The sequence below is a fragment of the Paraburkholderia sp. 31.1 genome, from assembly GCF_014397645.1.
GTDB lineage: Bacteria > Pseudomonadota > Gammaproteobacteria > Burkholderiales > Burkholderiaceae > Paraburkholderia > Paraburkholderia tuberum.
In genome coordinates this window covers 45,567-68,993 of the sequence record NZ_VZQN01000024.1, presented here as the reverse complement: position 1 = coordinate 68,993, position 23,427 = coordinate 45,567, and the positions used below count along the sequence as shown (strand labels likewise).

Here is a 23,427-nt window from a genome sequence, read left to right as displayed (position 1 = left end):
TCGAATGGAGAAGCAGATGAAAGCATTGGCAAAACTCGAACGCGGACCGGGCCTCACGCTGACCGACGTGAAGAAGCCCGAAGTCGGTCATAACGACGTGATGATCCGCATCAAGCGCACCGCGATTTGCGGCACCGACATTCATATCTGGAAGTGGGACGACTGGGCGCAGAAGACGATTCCGGTGCCGATGCACGTCGGCCATGAATACGTCGGCGAAATCGTCGAGATGGGGCAGGAAGTGCGCGGCTTTGCGATCGGCGATCGGGTGTCGGGCGAAGGACACATCACCTGCGGCTTCTGCCGCAACTGTCGCGCGGGCCGCCGCCATCTGTGCCGCAACACGATCGGCGTCGGCGTGAATCGCGAGGGCGCGTTCGCCGAATACCTGGTGATTCCGGCCTTCAACGCGTTCAAGATCCCGCCTGAAATCTCCGACGATCTCGCCGCGATCTTCGATCCGTTCGGCAACGCGACGCATACGGCGCTGTCGTTCAACCTCGTCGGCGAAGACGTGCTGATTACCGGCGCCGGGCCGATCGGCATCATGGCGGTCGCGATCGCCAGGCACGTCGGCGCGCGCAACGTGGTGATCACCGACGTCAACGACTATCGCCTCGAACTCGCGCGCAAGATGGGCGCGACGCGCGCGGTGAACGTGTCGCGCGAATCGTTGCGCCACGTGATGCACGATCTGCACATGACCGAGGGCTTCGACGTCGGACTCGAAATGTCGGGCGTGCCGAGTGCTTTTACGGGCATGCTCGAAGCGATGAACCACGGCGGCAAGATCGCGCTGCTCGGCATTCCACCCGCGCAAACCGCGATCGACTGGACCCAGGTGATCTTCAAAGGCCTTGAAATCAAGGGCATTTATGGGCGCGAGATGTTCGAGACCTGGTACAAGATGGTGGCGATGCTGCAAAGCGGCCTCGATCTGTCGCCGATCCTCACCCACCATTTCAAGGTCGACGACTATCAGGAAGCCTTCGCGACGATGCTCTCCGGCGAAAGCGGCAAGGTGATTCTCGACTGGACCTCTGCCTGAGTCGGCACCTCACCGTCTGAACGCTGACGCCCGCAGCGCGCTTACGCGCCTGCGGGCGTTTTCACGAACTCGGCCTGGATGCGCACGTGAATATCGTCGCCGACGGCCGGATACCAGGTAGACAGACCGAACTTCGCGCGGCTGAAATGACCGTCCGCGGAAAAGCCGAGCGTGTCTTTCTTCGTTAGCGGATCGGGCGCGAAGCCGTTGAACGTGACGTCGAGCGTGACCGGCTGCGTGACGCCGCGGATCGTCAGATCGCCGCTCAGCGTGCCGCGCGCTTCGCCGGTGTGCTCGAAACGCGTGCTCGCGAAGCGGATCTGCGGATAGCGCGCGACGTCGAGCATGCTGTCGCTTTTCACCATCTTGTCGAGCAGCGGCACGTTCGTGTCGATGCTCGCGGCGTCGATCGCGACCGACGCCGTGCTGCGCTCGAGGCCGCCGTCGTTCCAGTCGAGCTCCCCCTGCTTGCGATCGAAACGCATCGTAAAGCGCGTGTATTTGAAGTGATCGATATCGAACGTGATGCTCGTATGGTCCTGATCGATGTCGTAGCGTCCGGGCGGCACGCGCGCCTCGTTCTGACTGACCGAATGCGTGAGCACCTGGATCGGCGTGCAGGCCACCGCGCCCAGCAGCGTTGCGCCGAGCAGCGCGCGCATCCACGCGGTGCGAACGGAGGATGGTTTCATCGAAGCGATTCCGGTTGAGCGGTGATCAAGCGATCTCCATCACGATAGCAGCAAGCGCACCCACAGCGCCGCAGCTCGAAGAAAAACTTGACGAGGGAGAATGATCGTTCTACCTTTTCGTCGATGACACACGAAACGATTCCGACCGATCCAAATGACGCGGCCCAGTGCGGCACGGCGCGCGAGCGGCTGCTCGATGCCGCCGAGGCGCTCATCTACGCCGGCGGCATCCATGCAACCGGCGTCGATGCGATCGTGCGGCAGTCCGGCACCGCGCGCAAAAGCTTTTACACGCATTTCGAGTCGAAAGATGCGCTAATCGCGGCCGCGCTCGAACGGCGCGACGAGCGCTGGATGAACTGGTTTATCGCCGGCACGCAACGGCGCGGCAAGGGCGCGCGCAGACGCCTGCTCGGCATGTTCGACGTGCTGCGCGAGTGGTTCGCAGCGGCGGATTTTCATGGCTGCGCGTTTCTGAACGCGGCCGGCGAAATCGAATCCGCCGACGATCCGATCCGCGTCGTCGCGCGCAAACACAAGGCACGGCTGCTCGGTTTCGTGCGTGCCGAATGCGTCGCGTTCGTAGCGGAAGCGCAAATCGATGCGCGTCGCGCGGCGCCGCTCGCGCGGCAATGGCTCGTGCTGCTCGACGGCGCGATCGCGGTGGCGCTCGTGAGCGGCGAAGCCGATGCGGCGCTCGACGCGCAGGCGGTTGGCAAGACCTTGCTCGATGCGGCAGCGAAACCCGCCGCAACCAAACGGCCGCCATCGCGGCGCACCATCACCTGACCGAGGAACCATCATGGCCGATACGATCGAAGCCCGCCCGCCGCTGCCGCCATTCACTCGCGATACCGCGATCCAGAAAGTGCGCGCCGCGGAAGATGCGTGGAACACCCGCGAACCCGAGCGCGTATCGCTCGCGTACACGACGGATAGCGTGTGGCGCAACCGCGCCGAATTCGTGCATGGCCGCGCGGAGATCGTCGGCTTTCTGCGCCGCAAGTGGGCGAAGGAGCTCGACTATCGGCTGATCAAGGAACTGTGGGCGTTCACCGACAACCGCATCGCGGTGCGCTTCGCGTACGAATGGCACGACGATTCGAACAACTGGTTCCGCTCGTATGGCAACGAGAACTGGGAGTTCAACGAGCATGGTCTGATGGCGCATCGTCACGCAAGCATCAATGACCTGCCGATCCGCGAAGCCGACCGCTTGTATCGCTGGCCGCTCGGCCGGCGGCCCGACGATCACCCCAGCCTGTCCGATCTCGGTCTGTAGACGTTCCCACCACATTCATCGCCGGCGGCGCACCCGATGCGCGCCGCGAACTTCTTCACCGCTTGTTCATCACGGCGCCATCGGTTCTCCGTTATGGTGGCGGTTCCGGCTGCGGGGGCACGTCGCGTGCCCGGCCGGCCGAGCGAGCGAGTCCTCGACATCGACAGCACGGCTTCAGGTACAGTGCGCGACGGGCGGCACGCGGATCGCCAGAACACCATGACACCGGCGCTCGACCGGTGACGGAGAAGAAATGCACTTCAGGCAGATGAACAAGAATATCCGGCGCGCCGCGGTGGCGCTTTTCGCCAGCTTCGCGGCGCTCCCCGCGGCGCACGCGCGCAACTGGTGTGACGGCGGTGTATGGGTCGACGCGATGCTCGGCTCGTATCACATCAACCCCGATCCCGATACGCACTTCGAGCAGTTCAATCCCGGGCTTGGCGTCGAATGCTGGCTGAACAACCAGTGGGCGCTGACGGCCGGCGGCTTTCGCAACTCGCTGCGTCGGCCGTCCTACTACGGCGGCGGCGTGTGGGCGCCGGAGTTCGCGCATTGGGGAATCGTGCGGATCGCGGCGATCGGCGGGATCATCTCCGGCTATAACTACGGCAACTGGGGGCTTGGCAGCAATCACACGATCGGCCCGGTGGTCGCGCCGATCGTGATGCTCGAATACAAGCGCGTCGGCGCGAACTTCATCGTCATTCCGCCGATCCCATCGGACAATCTGCCCTTTACGATTGGTTTTCAGCTGAAGGTAAAGTTCTGACGGAGCCGTAAGCAACGTGGGCGATCGCCCCCAGGTGAGGTTTTTCGGGAGCCAAAGGCTTCCGTTCTACCCGGATTGAGCAATTGCCGCGAGCGCGAGGTCTCGAATGCGGGGCCGACCTCCTGGAACTCCTCACCATGGCGCACAAAGCGTCGTTCTCTCGACTCCTGGAAATCCTCACCATCCTGGAAGACCTCACCTCAACAGGCTCGCTTCAACTTTTAGCCCTGCATTCCAGCGTGTTTTTCGCGCACTGGACGCCGACGCGCTCCGCGCTCGCTGGTCCGAAACGCAATCGTTCACCGCAACGCTGAAGCCAGCGAAGCACGCGCTGCGCGCTTCGATGCACCTCATCCCCATCGCCGTTCCGACGCACACCGCGTGAGCCGTTGCGCATCCTGCCCACCGCTCCCGTAAACCCTCACCGTAGTGCCACCTCCTGGAACTCCTCACCATTCGCGCGTCGCTCGATCCGGGCGTCGCCCATGCACGCCATTCATATCGACCATTTTTGGCCCGAATTTGACCGCGTTCATCGCCGCTCATATCGTGCAGCCATGTCGTCCGGATGTGATTCGCCCCGCTGCGTAGAGCCATCGTCATGCGGGAACCTCAATCTTCGTTCTCCCTGAGCCATGAACTCTGACGCCGTGAATTCCGATCTGAGCGCCCCGCTCGCATCACGCCGATCCGCCGCCGCGACGAGCGGCGTACGACGCGCGGTCACGACCGCCGTGCTGGGTCAAATCCTCGAATGGTATGACTTCTTCCTGTATGGAACGGCCGCCGCGCTGGTGTTCGGCAAGCTGTTCTTCCCCGTCGGCAGCGATCCGCTCACCGGCACCATCGCCGCGTTCGGCGGCTTCACGGTCGGCTTCATCGCGCGGCCGATCGGCGGTGTGCTGTGCGGACATCTCGGTGACCGCTACGGGCGCAAGCTCGTGACGATGCTGACGCTGTTCGCGATGGGCACGGCGACTATGTTGATGGGCGTGCTGCCCACCTACCAGCAGATCGGCCTCGCCGCGCCGGCGCTGCTCGTGTGTCTGCGCATCGTGCAGGGGCTCGCCGCGGGCGGCGAATGGAGCGGCAGCATCCTGCTGATCCATGAGAACGCGCCGCAATCGAAGCGCGGCGCGCTCGCCGCATGGAGTCCGTGCGGCGCGGCGCTCGGCTTCGTGCTGTCGACCGGTGCGTTCCTGCTGGTGCAGAACCTGTCGTCTGCCGATTTCCTGAGCTGGGGCTGGCGCATTCCGTTCCTCTGCAGCGCCGCACTCGTCGCACTGGGTTTGTGGATGCGCCGCTCGGTCGGCGAAAGCGCCGCGTTCGCTCGAGCGAAGGCAACGCGTCGCGACACCCGCATGCCGGTGATCGAAGTGTTGCGGCAATGTCCTCGCGAAGTGCTGACGATCTTCGGTTTGCGCTTCGGCGAAGGCGGTGCGTCGTACATCTTCTTCGCGTTCTCGATCGCGTATGGCCAGTTCCTCGGCATCAAATCGAGCTGGATCCTCGGCGGCCTGACTCTTTCGATGCTGCTGATGATTCCGTTCTCGCTGTTCTTCGGCTACCTGACCGACAAGGTCGGACGCAAGCCCGTGTATCTCGCCGGCGCGATTGCGTTGGTGCTCGTCGCATGGCCGTACTTTGCGCTGCTCGGCTCCGGCGAATACTGGAAAGTGATCACGGCCCTCGTGCTGGCGAACAGCCTCACGCTCGGCATCCTCGAAGGCGCGCAGCCCGCGTTCATCAGCGAACTGTTGCCGGTACATCTGCGCTTCTCAGGGCTTGGCATCGGGCGCGAAATCTCCTCGGTGCTCGGCGGCGGCCTGTCGCCGATGATCGCCGCGGCGCTGCTCGCGCACTATCGCAGCGCGACGCCGGTCGCTCTGTATCTCGGCGTGCTCGGTCTGATCACCGTGATCGCGACCCTGCTCGCCCGGGAGACCTATCCGAAAGCGATGCGCATCGAAGCGCATCAGGAAACCGAATGACATCGTTCACATCACCGAATCAAGAGGTAACGCGCATGCACGCCGTTCATACCGCCAGCGCCCGCGCTTGCACCGCCGACGCACCCATCATCGACACGCAGGAGGACTACCCCGAATACACGGGCCCGCTGTCGCTCGATGACCTGATCACCGAAGTCGAGCGTCGCCGCGACGAGTTCGATGCGGTTTCACACGTCCCGCGCGACATGATCGCGAAGATGAAGCGCGCGGGCATCTTCCGCGCGAGCACGCCGAAACGCTTCGGCGGCGACGCGCTGCCGCCGCCACAGTTTCTGGCGATGCTCGAACGCATCGCGATCGCCGATGGTTCGACCGCATGGGTCGCGGCCTTTGGCTCCGCGAACACGTATCTTGCGTCGCTGCCGGTCGAGACTCAGGCCCGCATCTACGCGTCCGGTCCGGACCAGGTTTTCGCGGGCGGCCTGTATCCCCTGCAACCGGCCGAGCGTGCGCCCGGCGGCTACGTCGTGTCGGGTCAATGGCGTTTCGCGAGCGGCTGCAAGGGCGCGGACTGGATCGGCGTCGGCATCGGTGGCGCGCCGGGCAAGGTCGGCGACACGAACGCGGGCAAGCCGTTCACGGCCGTGTTTCCGGCGAGCGAAGTGGAGATCGTCGACAACTGGAACGTGGTCGGCATGCAAGGCACCGGGAGCCACGATTTGCGCCTGAAAAACAAGTTCGTCGACGAGCAATGGACCTTCGTGCGCGGCGGTGCGCCGCTGATCGACGAGCCGCTCTACCGCTACCCCGCCGTCGCATATCAGGCACAGGTGCATGCGGCTGTGAACCTCGGGCTCGCGCGCGCGGCGCTCGACCTGCTGGCCGGTATGTCCGGCGTAACCAGAACGACGACCGGCGCGCCGCGTCTTGCCGACCGCGCGTACTATCGCTCGGGTCTCGCGCAGGCGGAAGCGAATCTGCGCAGCGCGCGCGCGTTCTTCTTCGAGTCGGCGCAAACTTCGTGGCGCACGGTCATGGCGGGCGACCCCGTGTCGCCCAGCGAGGCCAATCTGCTGCGGCTCTCTGCGACGCATGCCGCGCATACGTGCGCCGAGGTGGTCATGCAGGCGTACAAGATGGCTGGCATCGGCGCGATCTATCGCGAGAGCCGCATGCAGCGGATGGTGCGCGATTCGATCGTCGTCACGCAGCACGCGTTTCTCGGCGAAGGCACCTACGACGCGTCGGGCGCGCTGTTCGTCGGCATACCGCCGGTCACGCCCTATCCCTGAGCGACGTAGGAGCGACTGTCATGACGCACGACGAAACGCGCACGCACTTCCGCGACGCGATGGCTTGCCTCGGCGCGGCCGTCAACATCATCACGACCGATGGTCCGCGCGGGCGCTGCGGCATCACCGCGAGCGCGGTCTGTTCGGTGACCGATACGCCACCGACCATGCTGGTGTGCATCAATCAATCGAGCTATGTGCATGACGTGATGCACGAAAACGCGAACCTGTGCATCAACATCCTTGGCGCGCACTGCCAGGACCTGGCGCGCGTGTTCGCGGGCATGACGGGTTGCTCGATGGACGCGCGTTTCGATCAATGCGCGTGGCAGCCGGGAACGCTCGGCGCTCCGGTGCTTGGCGACGCGCTCGCGAGCCTCGAAGGACAGATCGTCGACAGCAAGACGGTGGGCTCGCACTCGGTGATGTTCGTGCGGATCGAGCGGATCGCCACGCGCGATGACGGCGATGGCCTCGTCTACTTCGGCAGGCAGTTCCACCGGCTTGCGCGTGCCGGTGTCGCGGCTTGCGAGGCGGCATGACGATGCAGGTCTGTCTCTTTCTGATCGGCACGAGCGACGCGCGGCAATCGCTCACGGACCCGCGCGCGCTGCTGCGGGCCGCCACGCAAGTCGCGGGGCTGCGCAAGCTGATCGTGCACGAGCCGATCGCGGGACAGGTCGATGCGCGTATCGCGCCGGCGGCCGATGCGCCGTCTTGCGTGCTGCAGTGGTACTTCGACGAACTCGAGCCGCTCGAAGCCGCGCTCGAACCTGACGGCGCGATCGCGCACGCGTTGCATTCGGCCGCGCGCGCCGAATTCAGCCCGCAAAGCTTCTCGCAGCAGGTGATGGCCGTGCGCATCTTCGCGCCACCGCAGGCTGCGTCGGTCGAAGACAACGCGCAACGCTGCACCTATCTGGTCGCATACGAAGGCGTCGCGCAAGACTTCAACGCGTGGCTTACGCACTATCTGGCGCATCATCCGCCGTTGATGCTGCAATTGCCCGCGCTGCGCGAAATGGAGATCTACACGCGCATCGACAGCCGCAGCGGTTTGCCGTTTGCGCGCGCGAGCGCGATGCAACGCAACAAGGTCGTGTTCGACGATGCGAGCGCGCTCACCGATGCGCTCGCGTCGCCGGTGCGCGATGCGATGCGCCGCGACTTCCACGCGCTGCCGCCGTACAGCGGGGCGACGCCGCATTTTGCAATGCGCAGCATCTACGGTAACCTCGCCGCATATTGACCGGCGCGTCGCGCGGCCAGCGACATGCCTTAGTTTGCGAGAGCTGCGCATGAACAAGCTGAATCCCGGCATCGCCGATCTGAATCTTCTGCGCGTGTTCCTCGCGATCTGGGACCTGCGCAGTCTGACGGCGGCCGGCGATCGGCTCGGTCTCACGCAACCGGCGGTCAGTCATGCGCTGCGCCGTCTGCGCACTCTGTTCGAAGACCCGCTGTTTTCGCGCACGCCCAATGGCATGGTCCCCACCGATGCCGCGTACCGCCTCTATCCGCCGCTCGCGCAAGCGTTCGCGATCATCAACGAAGCCGTGCAGCAGCTGGCGAAGTTCGAGCCGTCGACCGCGCGACGGGTGTTTCGCGTGTCGATGTCGGACATGTCGGAGTTCTACTTCTTGCCCCCGCTCGCCGCGCTGCTCGATCGCGAAGCGCGCGGCATCCGCATCGAGGTTGCCAATGTGCCGGTCGAGTCGGTCAGCGCGGCGATGCGCGCCGGCGAAGTCGATCTCGCGCTCGGCTATGTGCCGGGTCTCGACGCGGGCTGCGTGAGCCGGACGCTGTTCGTCGACGAGCACGTGTGCGTGGTGCGCGCCGGTCATCCGCTGCGCAAGACGAGGCCGAGCCGCGAAGATCTGACCGCGCTACGCTACGTGTACGCGAGCACCAATGCGACCGGGCATCGGATGGTCGAGCAATGGCTCGACGAGCTGAACCTGAAGCGCGAGGTCGTGCTGCGGCTGCCGCATTTCGTCGTCGCGCCCGAGATCGTGATGAATACCGATCTTGCCGTGATCTTTCCGAAAAGCATCGCGAAGCGCTTCAACCGCGGCAAGGCGTTCCGGATTCTGCCGCTGCCGTTTCCGCTGCCGCCGATCGAAATTCAGGTGCACTCCCACTCGCAGTTCGCGGCGGACCCCGGCATCGCGTGGCTGCGCGAGACTATCCATACGATGTTTCATCAGCCGGCACGCTGAGCGCCCGTGAGCTTGCCCGCGGGTGCCCGGGCACGCCGGGCATATTAGCTGCACTGATACCCGCCCTGCTTTTCGGCTAATTTGACGCCACTATCTGTCGCCTCGACACTGCGTATCGTGCGAAGCCTTTTCTGAAAGGCCGCCATCTCCCCAATTCAAATGCGAGCAGACATGTCCTCCGTTCAATCCCCGATCGCGGCCGGGCGCGCCACAGCAGAGTCGGATCGCGCACTCAGGAAAATCATCATTGCGTCGGTGGCCGGCAACGCGATGGAGTGGTACGACTTTTTCGTGTACGGCACCGCGGCTGCGCTCGTGCTCGGGCAACTGTTCTTTCCCGCGCACGCGGACCCGTTGATCGGCACGATCGGGGCGTTTGCCGCGTTTGCGATCGGCTTCGTCGCGCGTCCGCTGGGCGGCATCGTGTTCGGGCATATCGGCGACCGCTATGGACGCCGCGCGTCGCTCGTCTGGACGCTGCTGATCATGGGCTTTGCGACCTTCGGCATCGGGCTGTTGCCGACCTATGAGCACGTCGGTCTGGCCGCCCCCGCGGCGCTCGCGGGCTTGCGCTTGCTGCAAGGCATCGCATCAGGTGGCGAATGGGGCGGCGGCGTGCTGATGATCAGCGAGAACGCTCCGCCCGAAAAACGCGGCTATTTCGCGGCGTGGAGTCAGCTCGGCGTGGGCGGCGGCTTCGTGCTGTCGGCGGGCGCGTTCCTCGCGGTGCAAGCGCTGCCGCACGATCAGTTCATGTCATGGGGATGGCGTCTGCCGTTTCTCGCGAGCATCGTGATTTTCGCGCTCGGCGTGTACATCCGTCACAACCTGCCGGAGAGCCGCGACTTCGAGAACGCGGAGAAAGCCGGCAAGACCGCGCGTATGCCGGTGCTCGAAGCGATCAAGCGTCACCCGAAAGAGATCCTGATGGCGATGGGTCTGCGGGTCGCGGAAAACGGCGGCGCCTATATCTTTCTCGCGTTCTCGCTCGTGTACGGCAAGTTCGTCGGCATTTCGAATTCGGTGATGCTGACCGGCGTGATGCTCGCGATGGTCGTCGAAATGGGCGCGATGCTCGCGTGGGGCAAGCTGTCGGACCGCATCGGGCGCAAGCCGGTGTATATGATCGGCGCGGTGTCGCTCGTGGTGATGGCGTTTCCGTTCTTCTGGCTGCTCAACACGCAGTCCACGCCGCTGATCTGGCTCGCGCTTTTGCTCGGCACGGCCGTCTGCCACGGCGCGATGATCGGCACGCTGCCCGCGCTCGTCGGCGAACTGTTCAGCACCGAAGTCCGCTATTCCGGCGTGGCGCTCGGTCACGAAGTCGCGTCGATCTTCGCGGGCGGCCTGTCGCCGCTGATCGCGACCGCGCTGCTCGCGCACTATCAGGCCTACTGGCCGGTTGCCGTGTTCCTGATCGTGCTCGGTCTCATCACAGTCGTCACGCTGAAGTTCACGCACGAAACGCATCAGCCGTAATGCTTCGCCTGCCTGGCGTGCAAGCCTTCGTGCGGTGACGTGTATCGCGCGAAGGCTTCGCTTTGGCCCGCGCAGTCTGAGGTAAAGGAGTGCGGTAACATGGCACTCCCCCAAGACCCGGTCCTCATGTCAGCGCATGAAAGTCGACACCACCACCGTTCGTCTCGTCGTCGCGATGGTCGAAGAGGGCAGCATCTCGCGGGCGGCCAACCGGCTGGGGCTCGCGGTGGCGGCGGCGTCGCGGCGCGTGTCGGATCTCGAGGAGCAACTCGGCACGAAGCTCTTCAGGCGCGTACCGCACGGCGTGGAAATGACCGAGTCGGGTGGCAAGCTGCTCGGCTATCTGCAGCAGGTCGACACGCTGGTGGACCGGCTCGCGAGCGAGGCGCAGGCACTCGTGAGCGGGTTCGACGGACGCATCGTGATCGGCGCGCCGAAAGCCGTGATCATCGAGTTTCTCGCCGCGGATATCGCTGCGATCCGGAATGCCTATCCGGGCATCTCGCTGAAGATCGTCGAAGAAAACAGCCGCATCGTGCAGCAGATGTTGCGCGACAAGATGATCGACATCGGCATCTACGAAAAGAAGAGCGGCTTTCTCGATCTGCCGCAAATGCGCTATCGCGAGGACCGGCTGGTGCTCGTTTATAGCCGTGCACATTTCCATCTTGATCCGCAGCCGATCACGCTCGACGTTTTGCTCGAGCTTCCGCTCGTCAGCCTCGGCAAGGGCTCGGCAATCCTTGCCGCCGTGCAGCGCGCGTTTCACAGCCGCGGCCGCCGCTTCGATTGCGACTATCTGGTCAATGGTTTCGACACGATGCTCGCCGTCGTGCGCCACGGGCTCGGCGTGGGTCTGATGCCGCCCGACGTGCTGCGCAGCTTCCATCCCGAGGACGGCCTCGGCGTCGTCGAGCTCGCGGGTGACTGGCATCAACGTAGCTACGTACTGTCTTGTGTGGAAGGACATGCGCAGGCGCAGACGCTGCGCAACGTCGAAGCCGCGCTCACGGCCGGACGGCGCGTGGCCGGCCGCTGAAGCGCGGGCGCAGCAGTTCCTGCGCTCGACGCCCTCGACTGCAAAGCACCCCCTTCGTCTTTTGCGAAACCAGGTATGACCGTCGCATTCTTGCGGCGGCACCCTCGCGTGCGCGACAGTTGACGCACGCCTACACGGTGCTGCAACGGCCGGCCGCGCGACAGCGGCCCGGCAGGAAAAACAGGAGACGACATGACGCAAAGCCACGCACAAACACCATCCAGCGACGACGCGGATACGGACAACCGGCCGTTGCCGCTGCAGGGCATCCGTGTGCTCGACGTCAGCCAGGTGATGGCCGGCCCGTTCGCCTGCATGATGCTCGCCGATCTCGGCGCGGACGTCATCAAGGTCGAACCCCTCGAAGGCGACCAGACGCGCGGCGCCATGGGCTTCAAGATGAAAGGCCCGGACAGCATGGGCTTTCTGAACATGAACCGCAACAAGCGCTCGGTCGCGCTGGATCTGAAGACCGACGAAGGGCGCGAGTTTTTCTACAAGCTGGCCAGGACCGCCGACGTAATCGTCGAGAACTATCGGCCCGGCGTGGTTCAGCGGCTGCGGATCGATTACGAGACGATCCGTGAAATCAACCCGAAGATCGTCTACGCGAGCATCTCGGGCTTCGGTCAGAGCGGCCCGTGGTCGCAGCGCCCCGGCTTCGACCTGATGGCGCAGGCCATGTCCGGCGTCATGAGCGTGACGGGCTACAAAGGCGGCAAGCCCGTGAAGGCCGGCGTGCCGGTGGCGGACATCGGCTGTGCGCTGTTCGCCGTGTACGGCGTGCTTTCCGCTTATATCGGCGCGCAGAAGACCGGGCAAGGGCAACACATCGACGCGTCTCTGTTCGATTCGGCGATGGCCTTCTCGATCTGGGATATGTCGGATTACTGGGGAACGGGTGTCGAGCCGACGCCGCTTGGCACCAGCAACAAGATGAGCGCGCCGTATCAGGCCGTGAAGGCGCGCGACGGTTACTTCGTGATGGGCGCAACCAACCAGAAGCTGTGGTCGCGTCTTTGCGAACTGCTGGAGCGGACCGATCTGCTGACGAATCCCGAGTTCGAGACCGTTTCCCTGCGCCTGAAGAACCGCGAAGCGCTGATCGAATCGCTCGAGAAGTCGTTCGGCCAGCGCGACTGCGAGGCATGGATCGAGACGATGCTGGCCGCGGGCATTCCCGCCGGACCGATCCTGTCGTATCCGCAAGCCTTCAGCAGCGAACATGCGCAGTATCGCCGCATGTGCATGGAGATCGACCATCCGGTTGAAGGCAAGGTCAAGAACATCGGCTTTCCGGTCAAGATGCTCGGCACGCCGCAGCGCGTGCGACGCCATCCGCCGCGGCTGGGCGAGCACAACGACGAGCTTTACGCAGAGATCAACGGGGCCGCGAAATGAGCGAAGCGACGAGTGAGAAAGTCAGGCTCGAACGTCTGACGGAGTCGGTCGCGCAGATCGTGATCGACCGCCCCGAGCGGCACAACGCGATGTCGATTCCGATGTACGAGACCTTGCTGGCATTGATCGACCAATGCCGCGCGGACGAAACCGTAGGTTGCATCGTTCTACGCGGCGCGGGCGGCAAGTCCTTTATCTCGGGCACCGACATCGACTACTTCCGCGACTTTACGGCAGGCTCGCAGGGCGTCGAATACGAAGCGCTCGTCGAACAGGTGATCGACGCGGTCGAACGCATTGCGGTGCCCACCGTCGCCGCGATCGACGGTTGGGCCGTGGGTGGCGGACTCGCCATCGCTACCGCGTGTGACTTCCGCATCTGTGCGGAGGGCTCGCGCTTCGGCGCGCCGATCGCAAAGACGTTATCGAACACGCTGTCGTCACGCAATCTCGCGAGGCTCGTGGCGGCATTCGGCGTGCCGCGCGTGAAGAAGATGCTGCTGCTCTCCGACTTCCTCAGCGCCGCCGAAGCGCACGCGTGCGGCTATGTGTATGACGTCACGGCGAAGGAACAGGTCGGCAACGCGGCGTGCGCGCTCGCCGAGCGGCTCGTTGCGCTATCGCCCGTGACGCAGCACGCGGTCAAGGAGAGCTTGCGGCGCATCGTGATCGATCAAAGCCTCGCAGACGAGGATCTCGTCGAGCAGGTGTACGGCAGCCAGCGGTTCCGCGACGCCGTCGCGGCCTTCGGCTCGGGAACGCCGAAAGGCTGAGCGTCCTGCGCTGCACGCGCAATGGCAGGGCTTCACCGCAAAAAATAAATGACATCTGGAGGACGACACATGAAACGCCTGTCGCTGAAGGCCACCACCACCGTGCTGGTGATGTTGTGCCTGATGTATTTCATCACCTATGTGGATCGCGTCAACATCAGTACGGCAGCGGGGCAGTTCAAGAGCGAGTTCGGCCTCAGCAATACGCAGCTCGGCATCATTTTTTCACTGTCGATCGGCGTAATGCTCTTCGGCATCGTGCTGAGCTTCTTCATGAAGCCGAACATACCGTTTTCGAATGACGCGACGCAGCCGCGCAGCGAATCGCAACGCAAGGAGGACGCGCTGTCGGGCGCTTGACACTTCAGCATAAAATAAATCGCATTGATGCAAGCACGGTTTTTTAATCTATTTTGCTTATCCGATGCGGGGCGCTAATCTCGGCATATCGTCCCCCCAGGAATACATCGGAAGGCAATCATGCAAGCTTCAACCCTGAAAGTCCGCGTCGACGCCTTGTGCGAAGAAGCGCACGGGGTCCGCTCGTTCAGCATTTCGCGGCTCGACGGGCTGCCGTTCGAGCGCTACGAACCCGGCGCACATATCGACGTCACGAGTCCTTCGGGCGTCACGCGGCAATACTCGTTGTGCGGCGACCCGGAGTGTATCGAGTCGCAGATTTTCGCGGTGAAGAAGGAGGAGCAATCACGCGGCGGCTCGCGCTCGCTTCATGAAGAGGTGAGCGTCGGCACCGAACTGTCGGTCGGCGCGCCGCGCAACCTTTTTCGTCTCGAAGAAAGCGCGGACGAGCACATCCTGATCGGCGCGGGCATCGGCATTACGCCGTTGCTGTCGATGGCTTATCGGCTCGCCGCGCGGCACGCGCGCTTCACGCTGCACTATTTCGCGCGCAGCGAGGCGCACGCGGCCTTCATGACGCTGCTCACGCGCGAGCCGTTCGCACGGCACGTGAAGCTGCATTTCGGCGTGCAGCCCGAGGAGCTGAAACCCGCGCTCGATGCGTGCCTGCTCGATGCAGGCGCGAACGCGCATGTCTACACGTGCGGTCCCTCGCCGTTCATGGATTTTGTCGTAGCGAGCGCTCAGCAACGCTTGCCCGCGGAAGCGATTCATCTCGAACGCTTCAAGGCGGAGCCGGCGCCTGCGGCCGAAGCGTCGCTCGACAGCTTCGACGTGCAGCTCGCGAGTAGCGGTCAGACCGTGCGAGTCGATGCGAACACGTCGATCGTCGACGCGCTCGCGTCGATCGGTATCGAAGTGGACACGTCGTGCGGCGAAGGCGTGTGCGGTACCTGCATGGTCGATGTGGTCAGCGGCGAGCCCGAGCATCGCGATCACTGCCTGAGCAAGGCCGAGCGCGCGAGCAAGAGCGTGATCTGCTGCTGTGTGTCGCGCTCGCGCACTCCCGTGCTCGTGCTCGACCTCTGATTCGCCTGCGCGCAATCACATTTTCTCGAATCCCGCGAGGATCTCGGTGATGAGGCTGCGCATCCACGCGATGCCTTCGTCTTCGTGGAAGTGCTCGTGCCAGTGCATCGTCACGGCGGCCTTCGGCAGCGGCACGGGCAGTGCATAGATCCGGAACGCGTCGCCGCGATTGAGGATATGCGCGAGCCGTTCGGGCAGCGTCGCGAACAGATCCGTCGCGGCCAGCACGCCAGGCACCGCGACGAAGTGCGGCAACGCGAACGCGATATTGCGGCCGACGCGTTGCGCGCGCAGCGCGTCGTCGAGCGCATGGTGGCTATGTTCGAGCGAGCGCACCTGGATGTGCGACGCGGCCAGAAACCGGTCGAGCTTCAGCGTGTCACCGCTCGGCAGGTCGCGGCGCTTGCGCGTCATGCACACATACGATTCCTCGAACAGCAGGCTATGCCGCGTGCGCGGCAGCAGCGACGGCAGATTGCCGATCGCGAAGTCCAACCGGCTCGAGCGCAGCGCCTCCTCGATCTCCTCCACCGGCAACGGCTCGACGACCAGCTTCACGCGCGGCGCGGACTTCTGCAGCGCCGCGCACAGCGCGGGCAGATAGGCCATTTCGCCCGCATCCGATAGCGACAGACGAAACGTGCGCGTGCTCGTCGCCGGATCGAAACGTTCCGCGTAACGCAGCGCCTGACGCACGGTATCGAGCGCGTGGCCGACGATTTCCGCCAGCTCGAGCGCGACGGGGGTCGGCTGCATACCCGCGCGCGTGCGGATAAAGAGCGGATCGTCGAACATCGTGCGCAGACGGCCGAGCGAGTAGCTGACCGCGGGCTGCGACAGCGCGAGGCGTTCGCCCGCTTTCGTCAGGCTGCGCTCCTCGACGATCGCCTGAAACACCCTCAGCAGATTGAGATCGACGTGGTCGATGGAGGTCATGGGGTCTCTTGTGATATCAGCCGAACTTATTCGACAACCTGTTTTTAATCGATTTGACGCATGATCGTCGCAAAGCGAGACTGATGTCAACGAGAGGATGCGCTGATGTGTTGCACGCGACTCGTCGCGTCGATGTGCGTCTTCATTCCAACCACGCAACTGCCCCCCGCATACGATGAGTACGCCGACCTATCAAACCATCGACACCAGCGCTTTAGCCAGGCGCGCCGAGGCCGATCGCATCGCGCCTTCCCTCTACTACGATCCCGAGCTGTTCGAAGTCGAACTGGAGCGCATTTTCTACAAGACGTGGATCTGGGTCGCGCATGACAGCGAGCTGCCGAAGCCCGGCGATTTCATCACGACGACGATCGGCCGGCAGCCGGTGATCGTCGTGCGCGACAAGAGCGGCGCGGTCAACGTGCTGCAAAACCGCTGCCGGCATCGCGGCGCGACCGTGTGCGAAGAGCACAAGGGCAATGCGAAGGGCTTCACGTGCCCGTATCACAGCTGGTCTTATGCGCTCGACGGCACGCTGCGCGCTCTGCCGTACGGCGACGGTTACGAAGGCGTATGCGAAAAGGGCGATCTGCCGCTGAAAAAGCTGCGCGTGGGCGTCTATCAGGGCCTCATTTTCGCGAGCTTCAACGAAACGATCGAACCGCTCGAAGACTTCCTCGGCGGCGCGAAGCCGTGGATCGACCTGTTCATGAAGCAGGGCGCGGGCTATCCGATCAAGGCCAACGGCGAGCACAAGTTCAAGTTCAAGGGCAACTGGAAGATCCAGCTCGAAAACACGACGGATCTGTACCACTTTCCGGTCGTGCACAAGTCGTGGATGAAGTCCATCGACGACGAAACCGCCGCCGCGATCACCAGCTTCATGACGAGCGACCAGGCGTTCTGCCGCTCGCTCGGCAACGGTCACAGCCTCGCGGTGCTGATGCCCGAGATCGTCGATCTGGACCGCGACGATGGCGCGCCGCTGCCCGAGCGCTTCAGCGAACTCGCCGCGCAACTCGCGCAAAAGCACCCGCCGGAAGAAGTGCGCCGCATCGTGCGCTCGCTGATGGGCGTCGGCTTCAACCTGAACCTGTTCCCGAATCTCGCGCTGTCGATGGCGTTCTTCCGTGTGCTGCGGCCGATTTCCGCCGAGGAAACGGAGATTCGCCACGTCGCGCTCGCGATGGACGGCGGTCCTGACGAAGCGAACCGCGTGCGCCTGCGCATTCACGAGCACTTCCAGGGCCCCTTCGGCTTCGGCAGTCCCGACGACGCCGAAGCGTGGGAGCGCGTGCAGCGCGGCTCGCATGCGGGACCGGACGTACCGATCCTCGTCAATCGCGGTCTGAATCGCGAAACGATCGCCGCGAACGGCGAGAAAACCGCCCACGCAACCGATGAAACCGGCATGCGCGAAGCCTACAAGCAATGGCGCGCAATGATGGAGCAGGCATGATGGACGACAGAAACGCACTCTTTTCCCACCAGACCTTTGCGCGCGCGATCGAGTTCATCTGGCGCGAAGCCGAATTGCTCGATCGACGCGACTATCGCGAGTGGCTCGAGTTGTGGGACCCGGCGGGCCACTACGTGGTGCCGATCGATCCGAACACGACCGATTACGCGGCAACGCTGAACTACGCGTACGACGATCAGCACATGCGCGAGCTGCGCGTGCAGCGCATGACGTCGGGCTATTCGGCATCCGCGTCGGATGCCGCGCGCACGGTGCGCACGGTGTCGCGCTTCACGCTCGCGAGCGATAGCGCGGACGTGGTCGAAGTGAAGTCGTCGCAGATCATCATCGCGTACAAGCGCGGCACGTCGACGATCTTCGCGGCCGATCTGACGCACAAGATCAGCATGGCGAGCGGCGAGCCGCGTCTCGTCGAGAAAGTGATCCGCCTGATCGATTCCACCGATGCGCTGAGCGCGATCGGCTTCCTGCTCTGACGGTCGTCATGCCGACACTCGAAGGCTATCAACCGAACCAAGGAACGTTCCCATGAGCGACAACCGAGACCTGCCTTTGCGTGTGCTGTTCTGCTGCGGCGTCTCGCAGAACTTCTTCGACTTGCCGCGCGAACAGATCGGCGAAGTGTGGCAAGCGTACGGCAAGATGCTGAACGCGATCGAAGCGATGGAAAACGTGCGCGTGCTGGGCGTGATGGACGACGATCGGCTCGTGGTCGGCAACGCCGATGGCGCGCCGTGGACGTTCTACATCATGGCCGACGTCGCCGACTTCGATACCGCGGTGGCCGTGTGCAATCTGTATCGGACGACGCCGGTCGGCGACTACAACCTGTGGCGCTACGGCAAGATCGAGGCGCGCGTGGGCCGTGCGCTGACGGTGCCGCCAGCGGTCGCCAACCATGCGTGACGCGATGACCGATCCGGCTATCGACGCGCTGCTCGCGCGCGTCAAAGCGCTAGAAGCACAGAACGCGGTGCGTAAGACGATCGCACGCTACATGGCGCTGTGCGATGTGCCCATGCGCGCGCTCGAAGGCGAGGCGCTCGCCGCGCTGTTCGCCGAAGACGCGATCTGGGAAGGCATCGGCCCGCAGTACGCGAACAAGTTCGGGCGTCTCGAAGGGCCGGCGCAGATCGTCGCGATGCTGCAGCGTTATCTGCCGCCCACGCCGCACTTCGCGAGCAATGTGCACTTTCTGACTGCGGAGCATATCGAGGTGAACGGCGACACGGCGAAGGGTCGCTGGATCATGTTGCAGGCTTCGGGTTATGTCGATGCGAAAGCGGAACTGATCGCGGCGCGCCTCGAAGTCGACTTCGTGCCCGCCACTCACGATGCGAGCGCGACATGGCTGATCCGCCATTTCCGTACCGAGCGTCTTTTCGATGCACCGTGGCAAGTCAACCCGGCCCAGGGAGTTTCGGCATGAGCGCATTTCTGCAGACATTCGATCTGAGCGCGACGGACAGCGCCGACGCGCCGACGATCGCGATCAAGGACAGCATCGACGTCGCCGGCTACGCGACGACAGCGGCAAGCCGCGCGCTTGCCGACGCACCGCTTGCATCGGAGCACGCCGAAGTCGTGCGGCGTTTGCTCGACGCCGGCTGGCGCGTCACTGGCAAAACCAACATGCACGAACTCGCGTTCGGCATGACCGGCATCAACGACTTTTCCGGCACGCCGGTCAATCCGCAGGACGCGGCACGCATTCCGGGCGGATCGTCGAGCGGGTCCGCGTCGGCGGTCGGGCAGAAGTTCGTGGACGCCGCGCTCGGTACCGACACCGGTGGCTCGGTCCGCGGCCCGGCCGCATGCTGCGGCGTTATCGGCCTGAAGCCGACGTTCGGCCGCGTGTCGCGGCTCGGCGTGGCGCCGCGCGTCACGACACTCGACTGCGTTGGACCATTCACGCGCGAGACGGACACGCTGATTCGCGTGATGACGGCGATCGATCCTTCGTTTCGCGCTGACGATGCGCGTCGAGACGTTTCGCAGTTGCGCATCGGCATGGTCGCAGTCGACGCGGATGACGACATCGCCAAAGCAATCGCCGACGCGGTCGGAAAGTCCGAACTCGCCATGCAAGCGATCGAACTCGCGTCCCTGAAGGACGCATTCACGGCCGGCCTCGCGGTGATCAACGCGGAGACATCGCGCGCATTCGGCCATCTGGTGGCAAGCGGCAAGCTCGGCGCCGATATCGAAGCGCGCCTGCGCGCGGCCGCGGCCACGAGCGCCGCCGATCTCGACGCGGCGGAACGCGTGCGCCGCACCTTCACCGACGAAGTGGACCGCGCGCTCGACCGGGTCGACGTACTCGTGCTGCCGACGCTGCCCTCATTGCCGATCACGCTCGAAGCGGCACGCGCCGGCACGTCGGTGATCGGCATGTCGTCGTTGATCCGGCCGTTCAACCTGAGCGGGCATCCGGCGCTGAGCCTGCCCGTTCCGATCGAACGCTCGACGCTGAAGGCGGGCCTGCAAATCATCGGTCGCAAGAACGACGACGAAACGGTGTGCGCGGTCGCCGCGCACCTCGAAGCGCGCCTCGCGCAATCCGCCTGAACGCAATCAAGGAGTCAGCAAGATGTCGAACAGAATCGCGCTCGTGACGGGCGCCGCGCGCGGACTTGGGGCCGTTGTCGCGCGTCGTTTTCACGAGGCAGGCTACAGGGTCGCGCTGGCCGATATCGAGATCGAACCCGCGCAAGCGCTCGCGCATGACCTGAGCAGCGACGGCTCGAGCGCCTGCGCAATCCGGCTCGACGTCACGCGCAAGGCGGACTTCGAAGCGGCGCGCGACGCGTTGCTCGAACGTTGGGGCGGCGTGGACGCGCTCGTCAACAATGCGGGCGCTTCGAAGGTCGTGCCCGTGATGGACATTACCGCCGAGCAGTTCGATCAGGTCATCAACGTGAATCTGCGCAGCGTGCTGTTCGGCTGCCAGGTATTCGGGCAGTACTTCGCGCAGCGCGGCGTGGGCCGCATCGTCAATATCGCGTCGCTGGCGGGGCAGAATGGCGGCTCGGCAACGGGCGCGCACTATGCGGCCGCGAAGGGCGGCGTGCTGACGTTGACCAAGGTCTTCGCGCGCGATCTCGCCGCGTGCGGTGTGACAGTCAACGCGATCTCGCCGGGGCCGCTCGATTTGCCGATCGTTCACGAGAGCGTGGCGGCGGACAAGCTGGCAAAAGTGATCGAAGCGATACCGGTCGGCAAGCTCGGGGCCGCGTCGTATGTTGCCGATGTCGCGATGATGCTCGCTTCCGGTGACGCTTATTTCGCCAATGGCGCGTGCTGGGACGTCAACGGAGGCCTGTACATGCGCTGATGCGTCTGCAAGGGCCGAGGCGGCCGGGTCATTCCGGCCGCTCGTCCGACGGGCTCCATACTTCGGGCACGCGGCGCACGAGGGTCGGAATCGACGAAGCGCCGAGCTTTTCCTTGATGCTCGCGCGATGCACGTCCACGGTTTTCACACTGATCGACAGGTCCGCCGCAATGACCTTGCTCGGCTTCCCCTCGATCAAACCGTGCAGCACTTCCTTCTCGCACGACGTGAGCGAGTTGATCCGCTCACGCAGTTCGAGTTGGCGCATGTGTTTCGCGTGACGCTGGGACGCGAGTTTCATCGCGCGTTGAATGCGCTCGAGCATCTGCTGCGAGTTGTACGGCTTCTCGACGAAGTCGGCTCGCACTCGGTCATGTTCGTGGAGACCACGCAGATTCGCGTGCGCGCCGACGGCGACAGCCTGATCGACTGGAATTTTCACCGGGTGCCGCGCGCGTGGAAGGGGCAATGAGTCATTTGAAGCGCTGCCGGCCAGCTCGGGCTCCGGCAGCGCTTAAGTTGTCGCTCCGGACATGGCTCCCGTAAAACCTCACCATTGCCCGGACCTCCTGGAACTCCTCACCATTCGCACTACTTCAGCAACGCCATCTGCACGACCTTGACGATCACGAGCGCGATCGCAAGCAGCAGATAGCCGCGCAGCACGCCCATCCATACGCGTTTGGCGAGCGTCAGACGCGGCGGCGGCAGTTCGTCGAGCGGCGGCATGCGCCACGTGTTGCGCGCGTCCTTCGCATAGACCGGAGCCGGCTCGGCCGCGGACTCGCCGCGCAGCTTGCGCATCCCGAAGCTCGCCACATACCCGACGACCGCGAGCAACGTGCCGCCCGCCAGGACTTCGATGATCGTTTCCGCCGCGATGTCCGGATAGATCACCGACGCGGTCAGGATGATCGACAGCATCACGAGCACCCAGATCACCGCGCCGGTAAACAGATTGAGCTTCTTCGAATTGGCCCACGGACCGAGCACCGCGCGATCGTTGCACAGCAGCAGCAGGAACACGGTCGCGCTCGGCAGCAGTACCCCGGCGAGCGTCTGCACCGCTTCGGTCAACAGACCGAGCGGGCTGCCTGGAATCAGCACCAATGCCGCGGCGGCCGCGACGATCGCGAAGTACACGACGTAGAAGCCCTTCGCATCCGACACGCTACGGTGCAGCGAATGGCGGATCTTGAACACGTCGCCGATCGCATAGGCGGTGGATAGCGACACAGCCGCCGCGCCGATCACGCACGCGTCGAACAGTGCGATCGCGAACAGCACGGCCGAGGTACGTCCCGCGTATCTCTCGAGACCGGCGATCACGCCGCCCGCGTCCGTGAAGTTGCCGAACCCGGACCGTCCGTCGAACAACGCCGCGCTGAACGAGATCATCGCGACCGCGCCGATCAGTACGAACACGATGCCGATCCACAGGTCGGCTTTTTCGTAGTTCATGAAGCGCGGCGTGATGCGCTTGTCGACCACATAGCTCTGCTGGAAGAACAGCTGCCACGGAGCAACCGTCGTGCCGACGATGCCGATTACGAGCAGCATCACGTCGGACAGCTTCGAGTGCGCGGGCCAGTTCGGAATGAAGAAGTCGCGCGCGATCTGGCCGACCGGCGGGTGAATCGACACGAGCACCGGCACGAGCAGCAGGCTCAACACGCACAGCGCGACCGCGAAACGCTCGAAGCGGCGGAAGTCGCCGGTGCTGACGGCGGCCATCGTCAGCGCCGCGGCGATGCACACGCCCGCGATCTTCGAGACGCCGAAGAAGTCGAGCACGAACGTGATGCCGATGAATTCCGTCACGATGGTTAGCGCGTTCAGCAGGAACAGATCGACGACGCTGAACGCGCCCCAGAACTTGCCGAAGCGCTCGAAAATAAGCCGCGCGTGGCCCACGCCCGTGACCGCACCGAGCCGCAACACCATCTCCTGATTGACGAACAGCACCGGCACCAGCAACAGCATGGTCCACAGCAACGTGGTGCCGTAGTTCTGGCCGGCCTGCGTGTAGATGCCGAATGCGCCCGCGTCGTTGTCGCCGACCATCACGATCAGACCGGGGCCGAGGATCGCGAGCAGCGTGCGCAGGCGCGCCCACCAGCTCGTGCGTGGCGCGATGTCATGGTGAGCGATCGTGCCGAGCGCGCCCTTGATATCGCCGACGTGTGCCGAATCGAGCACGGCGCTGCGCGCGGAGGAAATGTTCGTCGGAGTAGACATGTTGTTCTCTCCTGGTTGTATTTGTCGAAGGTCGGATCGCG

General features: G+C 64.3%; 24 protein-coding genes and 3 pseudogenes. 23 read left to right on the top strand and 4 right to left on the bottom strand.

Annotation, left to right across the window (positions count from 1 at the left end):
- Positions 1 to 16: 16 nt before the first annotated feature.
- The gene (gene tdh / locus F6X37_RS19760; RefSeq protein ID WP_187612481.1) at positions 17 to 1,048 is read left to right on the top strand and encodes an L-threonine 3-dehydrogenase; all 1,032 of its coding nucleotides are present in this window, start codon (positions 17 to 19) and stop codon (positions 1,046 to 1,048) included.
- Positions 1,049 to 1,089: 41 nt separating this feature from the next.
- On the opposite strand, the gene F6X37_RS19755 is transcribed toward tdh, so the two are convergent.
- Positions 1,090 to 1,740 (bottom strand): YceI family protein, encoded by a 651-nt coding sequence (locus tag F6X37_RS19755; protein ID WP_187612480.1) that lies wholly within the window; start codon positions 1,738 to 1,740, stop codon positions 1,090 to 1,092.
- Between the two features lie 123 nt (positions 1,741 to 1,863).
- Between F6X37_RS19755 and F6X37_RS19750 the strand changes: the two genes are divergently transcribed.
- The 15 genes and pseudogenes from F6X37_RS19750 (at position 1,864) to F6X37_RS19680 (ending at position 15,398) form a co-directional block, all read left to right on the top strand.
- Positions 1,864 to 2,529, top strand: coding sequence for a TetR/AcrR family transcriptional regulator (locus F6X37_RS19750; RefSeq protein ID WP_187612479.1), 666 nt, complete (start codon positions 1,864 to 1,866; stop codon positions 2,527 to 2,529).
- A 13-nt stretch (positions 2,530 to 2,542) separates the two neighbouring features.
- Positions 2,543 to 3,022, top strand: a complete 480-nt coding sequence (locus F6X37_RS19745; RefSeq protein WP_187612478.1) for a DUF1348 family protein — start codon at positions 2,543 to 2,545, stop codon at positions 3,020 to 3,022.
- A gap of 253 nt (positions 3,023 to 3,275) precedes the next feature.
- On the top strand, positions 3,276 to 3,794 hold the full coding sequence (locus tag F6X37_RS19740) for a hypothetical protein (RefSeq protein ID WP_187612477.1): 519 nt from the start codon (positions 3,276 to 3,278) through the stop codon (positions 3,792 to 3,794).
- A 137-nt stretch (positions 3,795 to 3,931) separates the two neighbouring features.
- On the top strand, positions 3,932 to 4,108 hold the full coding sequence (locus F6X37_RS19735) for a hypothetical protein (RefSeq protein ID WP_187612476.1): 177 nt from the start codon (positions 3,932 to 3,934) through the stop codon (positions 4,106 to 4,108).
- A 321-nt stretch (positions 4,109 to 4,429) separates the two neighbouring features.
- Entirely contained in the window at positions 4,430 to 5,785 is a 1,356-nt protein-coding gene (locus F6X37_RS19730) for an MFS transporter (RefSeq protein WP_187612475.1), read from the top strand.
- Positions 5,786 to 5,820: 35 nt separating this feature from the next.
- A complete protein-coding gene (locus tag F6X37_RS19725) occupies positions 5,821 to 7,038 on the top strand; it encodes an acyl-CoA dehydrogenase family protein (RefSeq protein WP_187612474.1) in 1,218 nt (405 codons plus the stop codon).
- A gap of 20 nt (positions 7,039 to 7,058) precedes the next feature.
- Entirely contained in the window at positions 7,059 to 7,580 is a 522-nt protein-coding gene (gene hpaC / locus F6X37_RS19720) for a 4-hydroxyphenylacetate 3-monooxygenase, reductase component (RefSeq protein WP_187612473.1), read from the top strand.
- Between the two features lie 2 nt (positions 7,581 to 7,582).
- On the top strand, positions 7,583 to 8,287 hold the full coding sequence (locus F6X37_RS19715) for an EthD family reductase (protein ID WP_187612512.1): 705 nt from the start codon (positions 7,583 to 7,585) through the stop codon (positions 8,285 to 8,287).
- Between the two features lie 49 nt (positions 8,288 to 8,336).
- Positions 8,337 to 9,257 carry a LysR family transcriptional regulator gene (locus tag F6X37_RS19710; RefSeq protein WP_187612472.1) on the top strand — a complete coding sequence of 307 codons (921 nt, stop codon included), beginning with the start codon at positions 8,337 to 8,339 and terminating at the stop codon, positions 9,255 to 9,257.
- 171 nt (positions 9,258 to 9,428) lie between these two features.
- On the top strand, positions 9,429 to 10,736 hold the full coding sequence (locus tag F6X37_RS19705; protein WP_187612471.1) for an MFS transporter: 1,308 nt from the start codon (positions 9,429 to 9,431) through the stop codon (positions 10,734 to 10,736).
- A gap of 136 nt (positions 10,737 to 10,872) precedes the next feature.
- Positions 10,873 to 11,775: a LysR family transcriptional regulator gene (locus tag F6X37_RS19700; RefSeq protein WP_187612470.1), complete on the top strand. Its 903-nt coding sequence runs from the start codon at positions 10,873 to 10,875 to the stop codon at positions 11,773 to 11,775.
- A 192-nt stretch (positions 11,776 to 11,967) separates the two neighbouring features.
- Positions 11,968 to 13,176 carry a CaiB/BaiF CoA transferase family protein gene (locus F6X37_RS19695; protein ID WP_184073037.1) on the top strand — a complete coding sequence of 403 codons (1,209 nt, stop codon included), beginning with the start codon at positions 11,968 to 11,970 and terminating at the stop codon, positions 13,174 to 13,176.
- Positions 13,173 to 13,949, top strand: a complete 777-nt coding sequence (locus tag F6X37_RS19690) for an enoyl-CoA hydratase (protein ID WP_184004534.1) — start codon at positions 13,173 to 13,175, stop codon at positions 13,947 to 13,949. The genes F6X37_RS19695 and F6X37_RS19690 overlap by 4 nt, the downstream gene beginning before the upstream one ends.
- Before the next feature lie 69 nt (positions 13,950 to 14,018).
- A pseudogene (locus tag F6X37_RS37995) lies at positions 14,019 to 14,177 on the top strand (MFS transporter); the annotation flags it as partial.
- Between the two features lie 252 nt (positions 14,178 to 14,429).
- Positions 14,430 to 15,398: a PDR/VanB family oxidoreductase gene (locus F6X37_RS19680; RefSeq protein WP_187612469.1), complete on the top strand. Its 969-nt coding sequence runs from the start codon at positions 14,430 to 14,432 to the stop codon at positions 15,396 to 15,398.
- A gap of 15 nt (positions 15,399 to 15,413) precedes the next feature.
- On the opposite strand, the gene F6X37_RS19675 is transcribed toward F6X37_RS19680, so the two are convergent.
- The gene (locus F6X37_RS19675) at positions 15,414 to 16,334 is read right to left on the bottom strand and encodes a LysR family transcriptional regulator (RefSeq protein WP_187612468.1); all 921 of its coding nucleotides are present in this window, start codon (positions 16,332 to 16,334) and stop codon (positions 15,414 to 15,416) included.
- Between the two features lie 175 nt (positions 16,335 to 16,509).
- Here F6X37_RS19675 and F6X37_RS19670 point away from each other — a divergent pair, with 175 nt between their 5' ends.
- The 6 genes from F6X37_RS19670 to F6X37_RS19645 are packed head-to-tail and all read left to right on the top strand — an operon-like array spanning position 16,510 to position 21,148.
- The gene (locus F6X37_RS19670; RefSeq protein WP_187612467.1) at positions 16,510 to 17,793 is read left to right on the top strand and encodes an aromatic ring-hydroxylating oxygenase subunit alpha; all 1,284 of its coding nucleotides are present in this window, start codon (positions 16,510 to 16,512) and stop codon (positions 17,791 to 17,793) included.
- Positions 17,790 to 18,290 (top strand): aromatic-ring-hydroxylating dioxygenase subunit beta, encoded by a 501-nt coding sequence (locus F6X37_RS19665; RefSeq protein ID WP_026226450.1) that lies wholly within the window; start codon positions 17,790 to 17,792, stop codon positions 18,288 to 18,290. Before F6X37_RS19670 ends, F6X37_RS19665 begins: the two co-directional genes overlap by 4 nt.
- A 52-nt stretch (positions 18,291 to 18,342) precedes the next feature.
- Positions 18,343 to 18,720, top strand: coding sequence for a hypothetical protein (locus F6X37_RS19660; protein ID WP_187612466.1), 378 nt, complete (start codon positions 18,343 to 18,345; stop codon positions 18,718 to 18,720).
- Positions 18,713 to 19,243 (top strand): nuclear transport factor 2 family protein, encoded by a 531-nt coding sequence (locus F6X37_RS19655; protein ID WP_410451383.1) that lies wholly within the window; start codon positions 18,713 to 18,715, stop codon positions 19,241 to 19,243. The genes F6X37_RS19660 and F6X37_RS19655 overlap by 8 nt, the downstream gene beginning before the upstream one ends.
- Positions 19,240 to 20,382 carry an amidase gene (locus F6X37_RS19650; protein WP_187612465.1) on the top strand — a complete coding sequence of 381 codons (1,143 nt, stop codon included), beginning with the start codon at positions 19,240 to 19,242 and terminating at the stop codon, positions 20,380 to 20,382. Before F6X37_RS19655 ends, F6X37_RS19650 begins: the two co-directional genes overlap by 4 nt.
- Before the next feature lie 22 nt (positions 20,383 to 20,404).
- A complete protein-coding gene (locus F6X37_RS19645) occupies positions 20,405 to 21,148 on the top strand; it encodes an SDR family NAD(P)-dependent oxidoreductase (RefSeq protein ID WP_187612464.1) in 744 nt (247 codons plus the stop codon).
- 28 nt (positions 21,149 to 21,176) lie between these two features.
- Here the strand turns inward: F6X37_RS19645 and F6X37_RS19640 are convergent.
- A pseudogene (locus tag F6X37_RS19640) lies at positions 21,177 to 21,506 on the bottom strand (response regulator transcription factor); the annotation flags it as partial.
- Here F6X37_RS19640 and F6X37_RS19635 point away from each other — a divergent pair.
- Positions 21,498 to 21,620, top strand: a pseudogene (locus F6X37_RS19635) (4-hydroxyphenylacetate 3-monooxygenase reductase subunit); the annotation flags it as partial. The pseudogenes F6X37_RS19640 and F6X37_RS19635 overlap by 9 nt on opposite strands.
- 119 nt (positions 21,621 to 21,739) lie before the next feature.
- On the opposite strand, the gene F6X37_RS19630 reads toward F6X37_RS19635, so the two are convergent.
- Positions 21,740 to 23,386: an NRAMP family divalent metal transporter gene (locus F6X37_RS19630; protein WP_184037883.1), complete on the bottom strand. Its 1,647-nt coding sequence runs from the start codon at positions 23,384 to 23,386 to the stop codon at positions 21,740 to 21,742.
- Positions 23,387 to 23,427 lie beyond the last annotated feature (41 nt).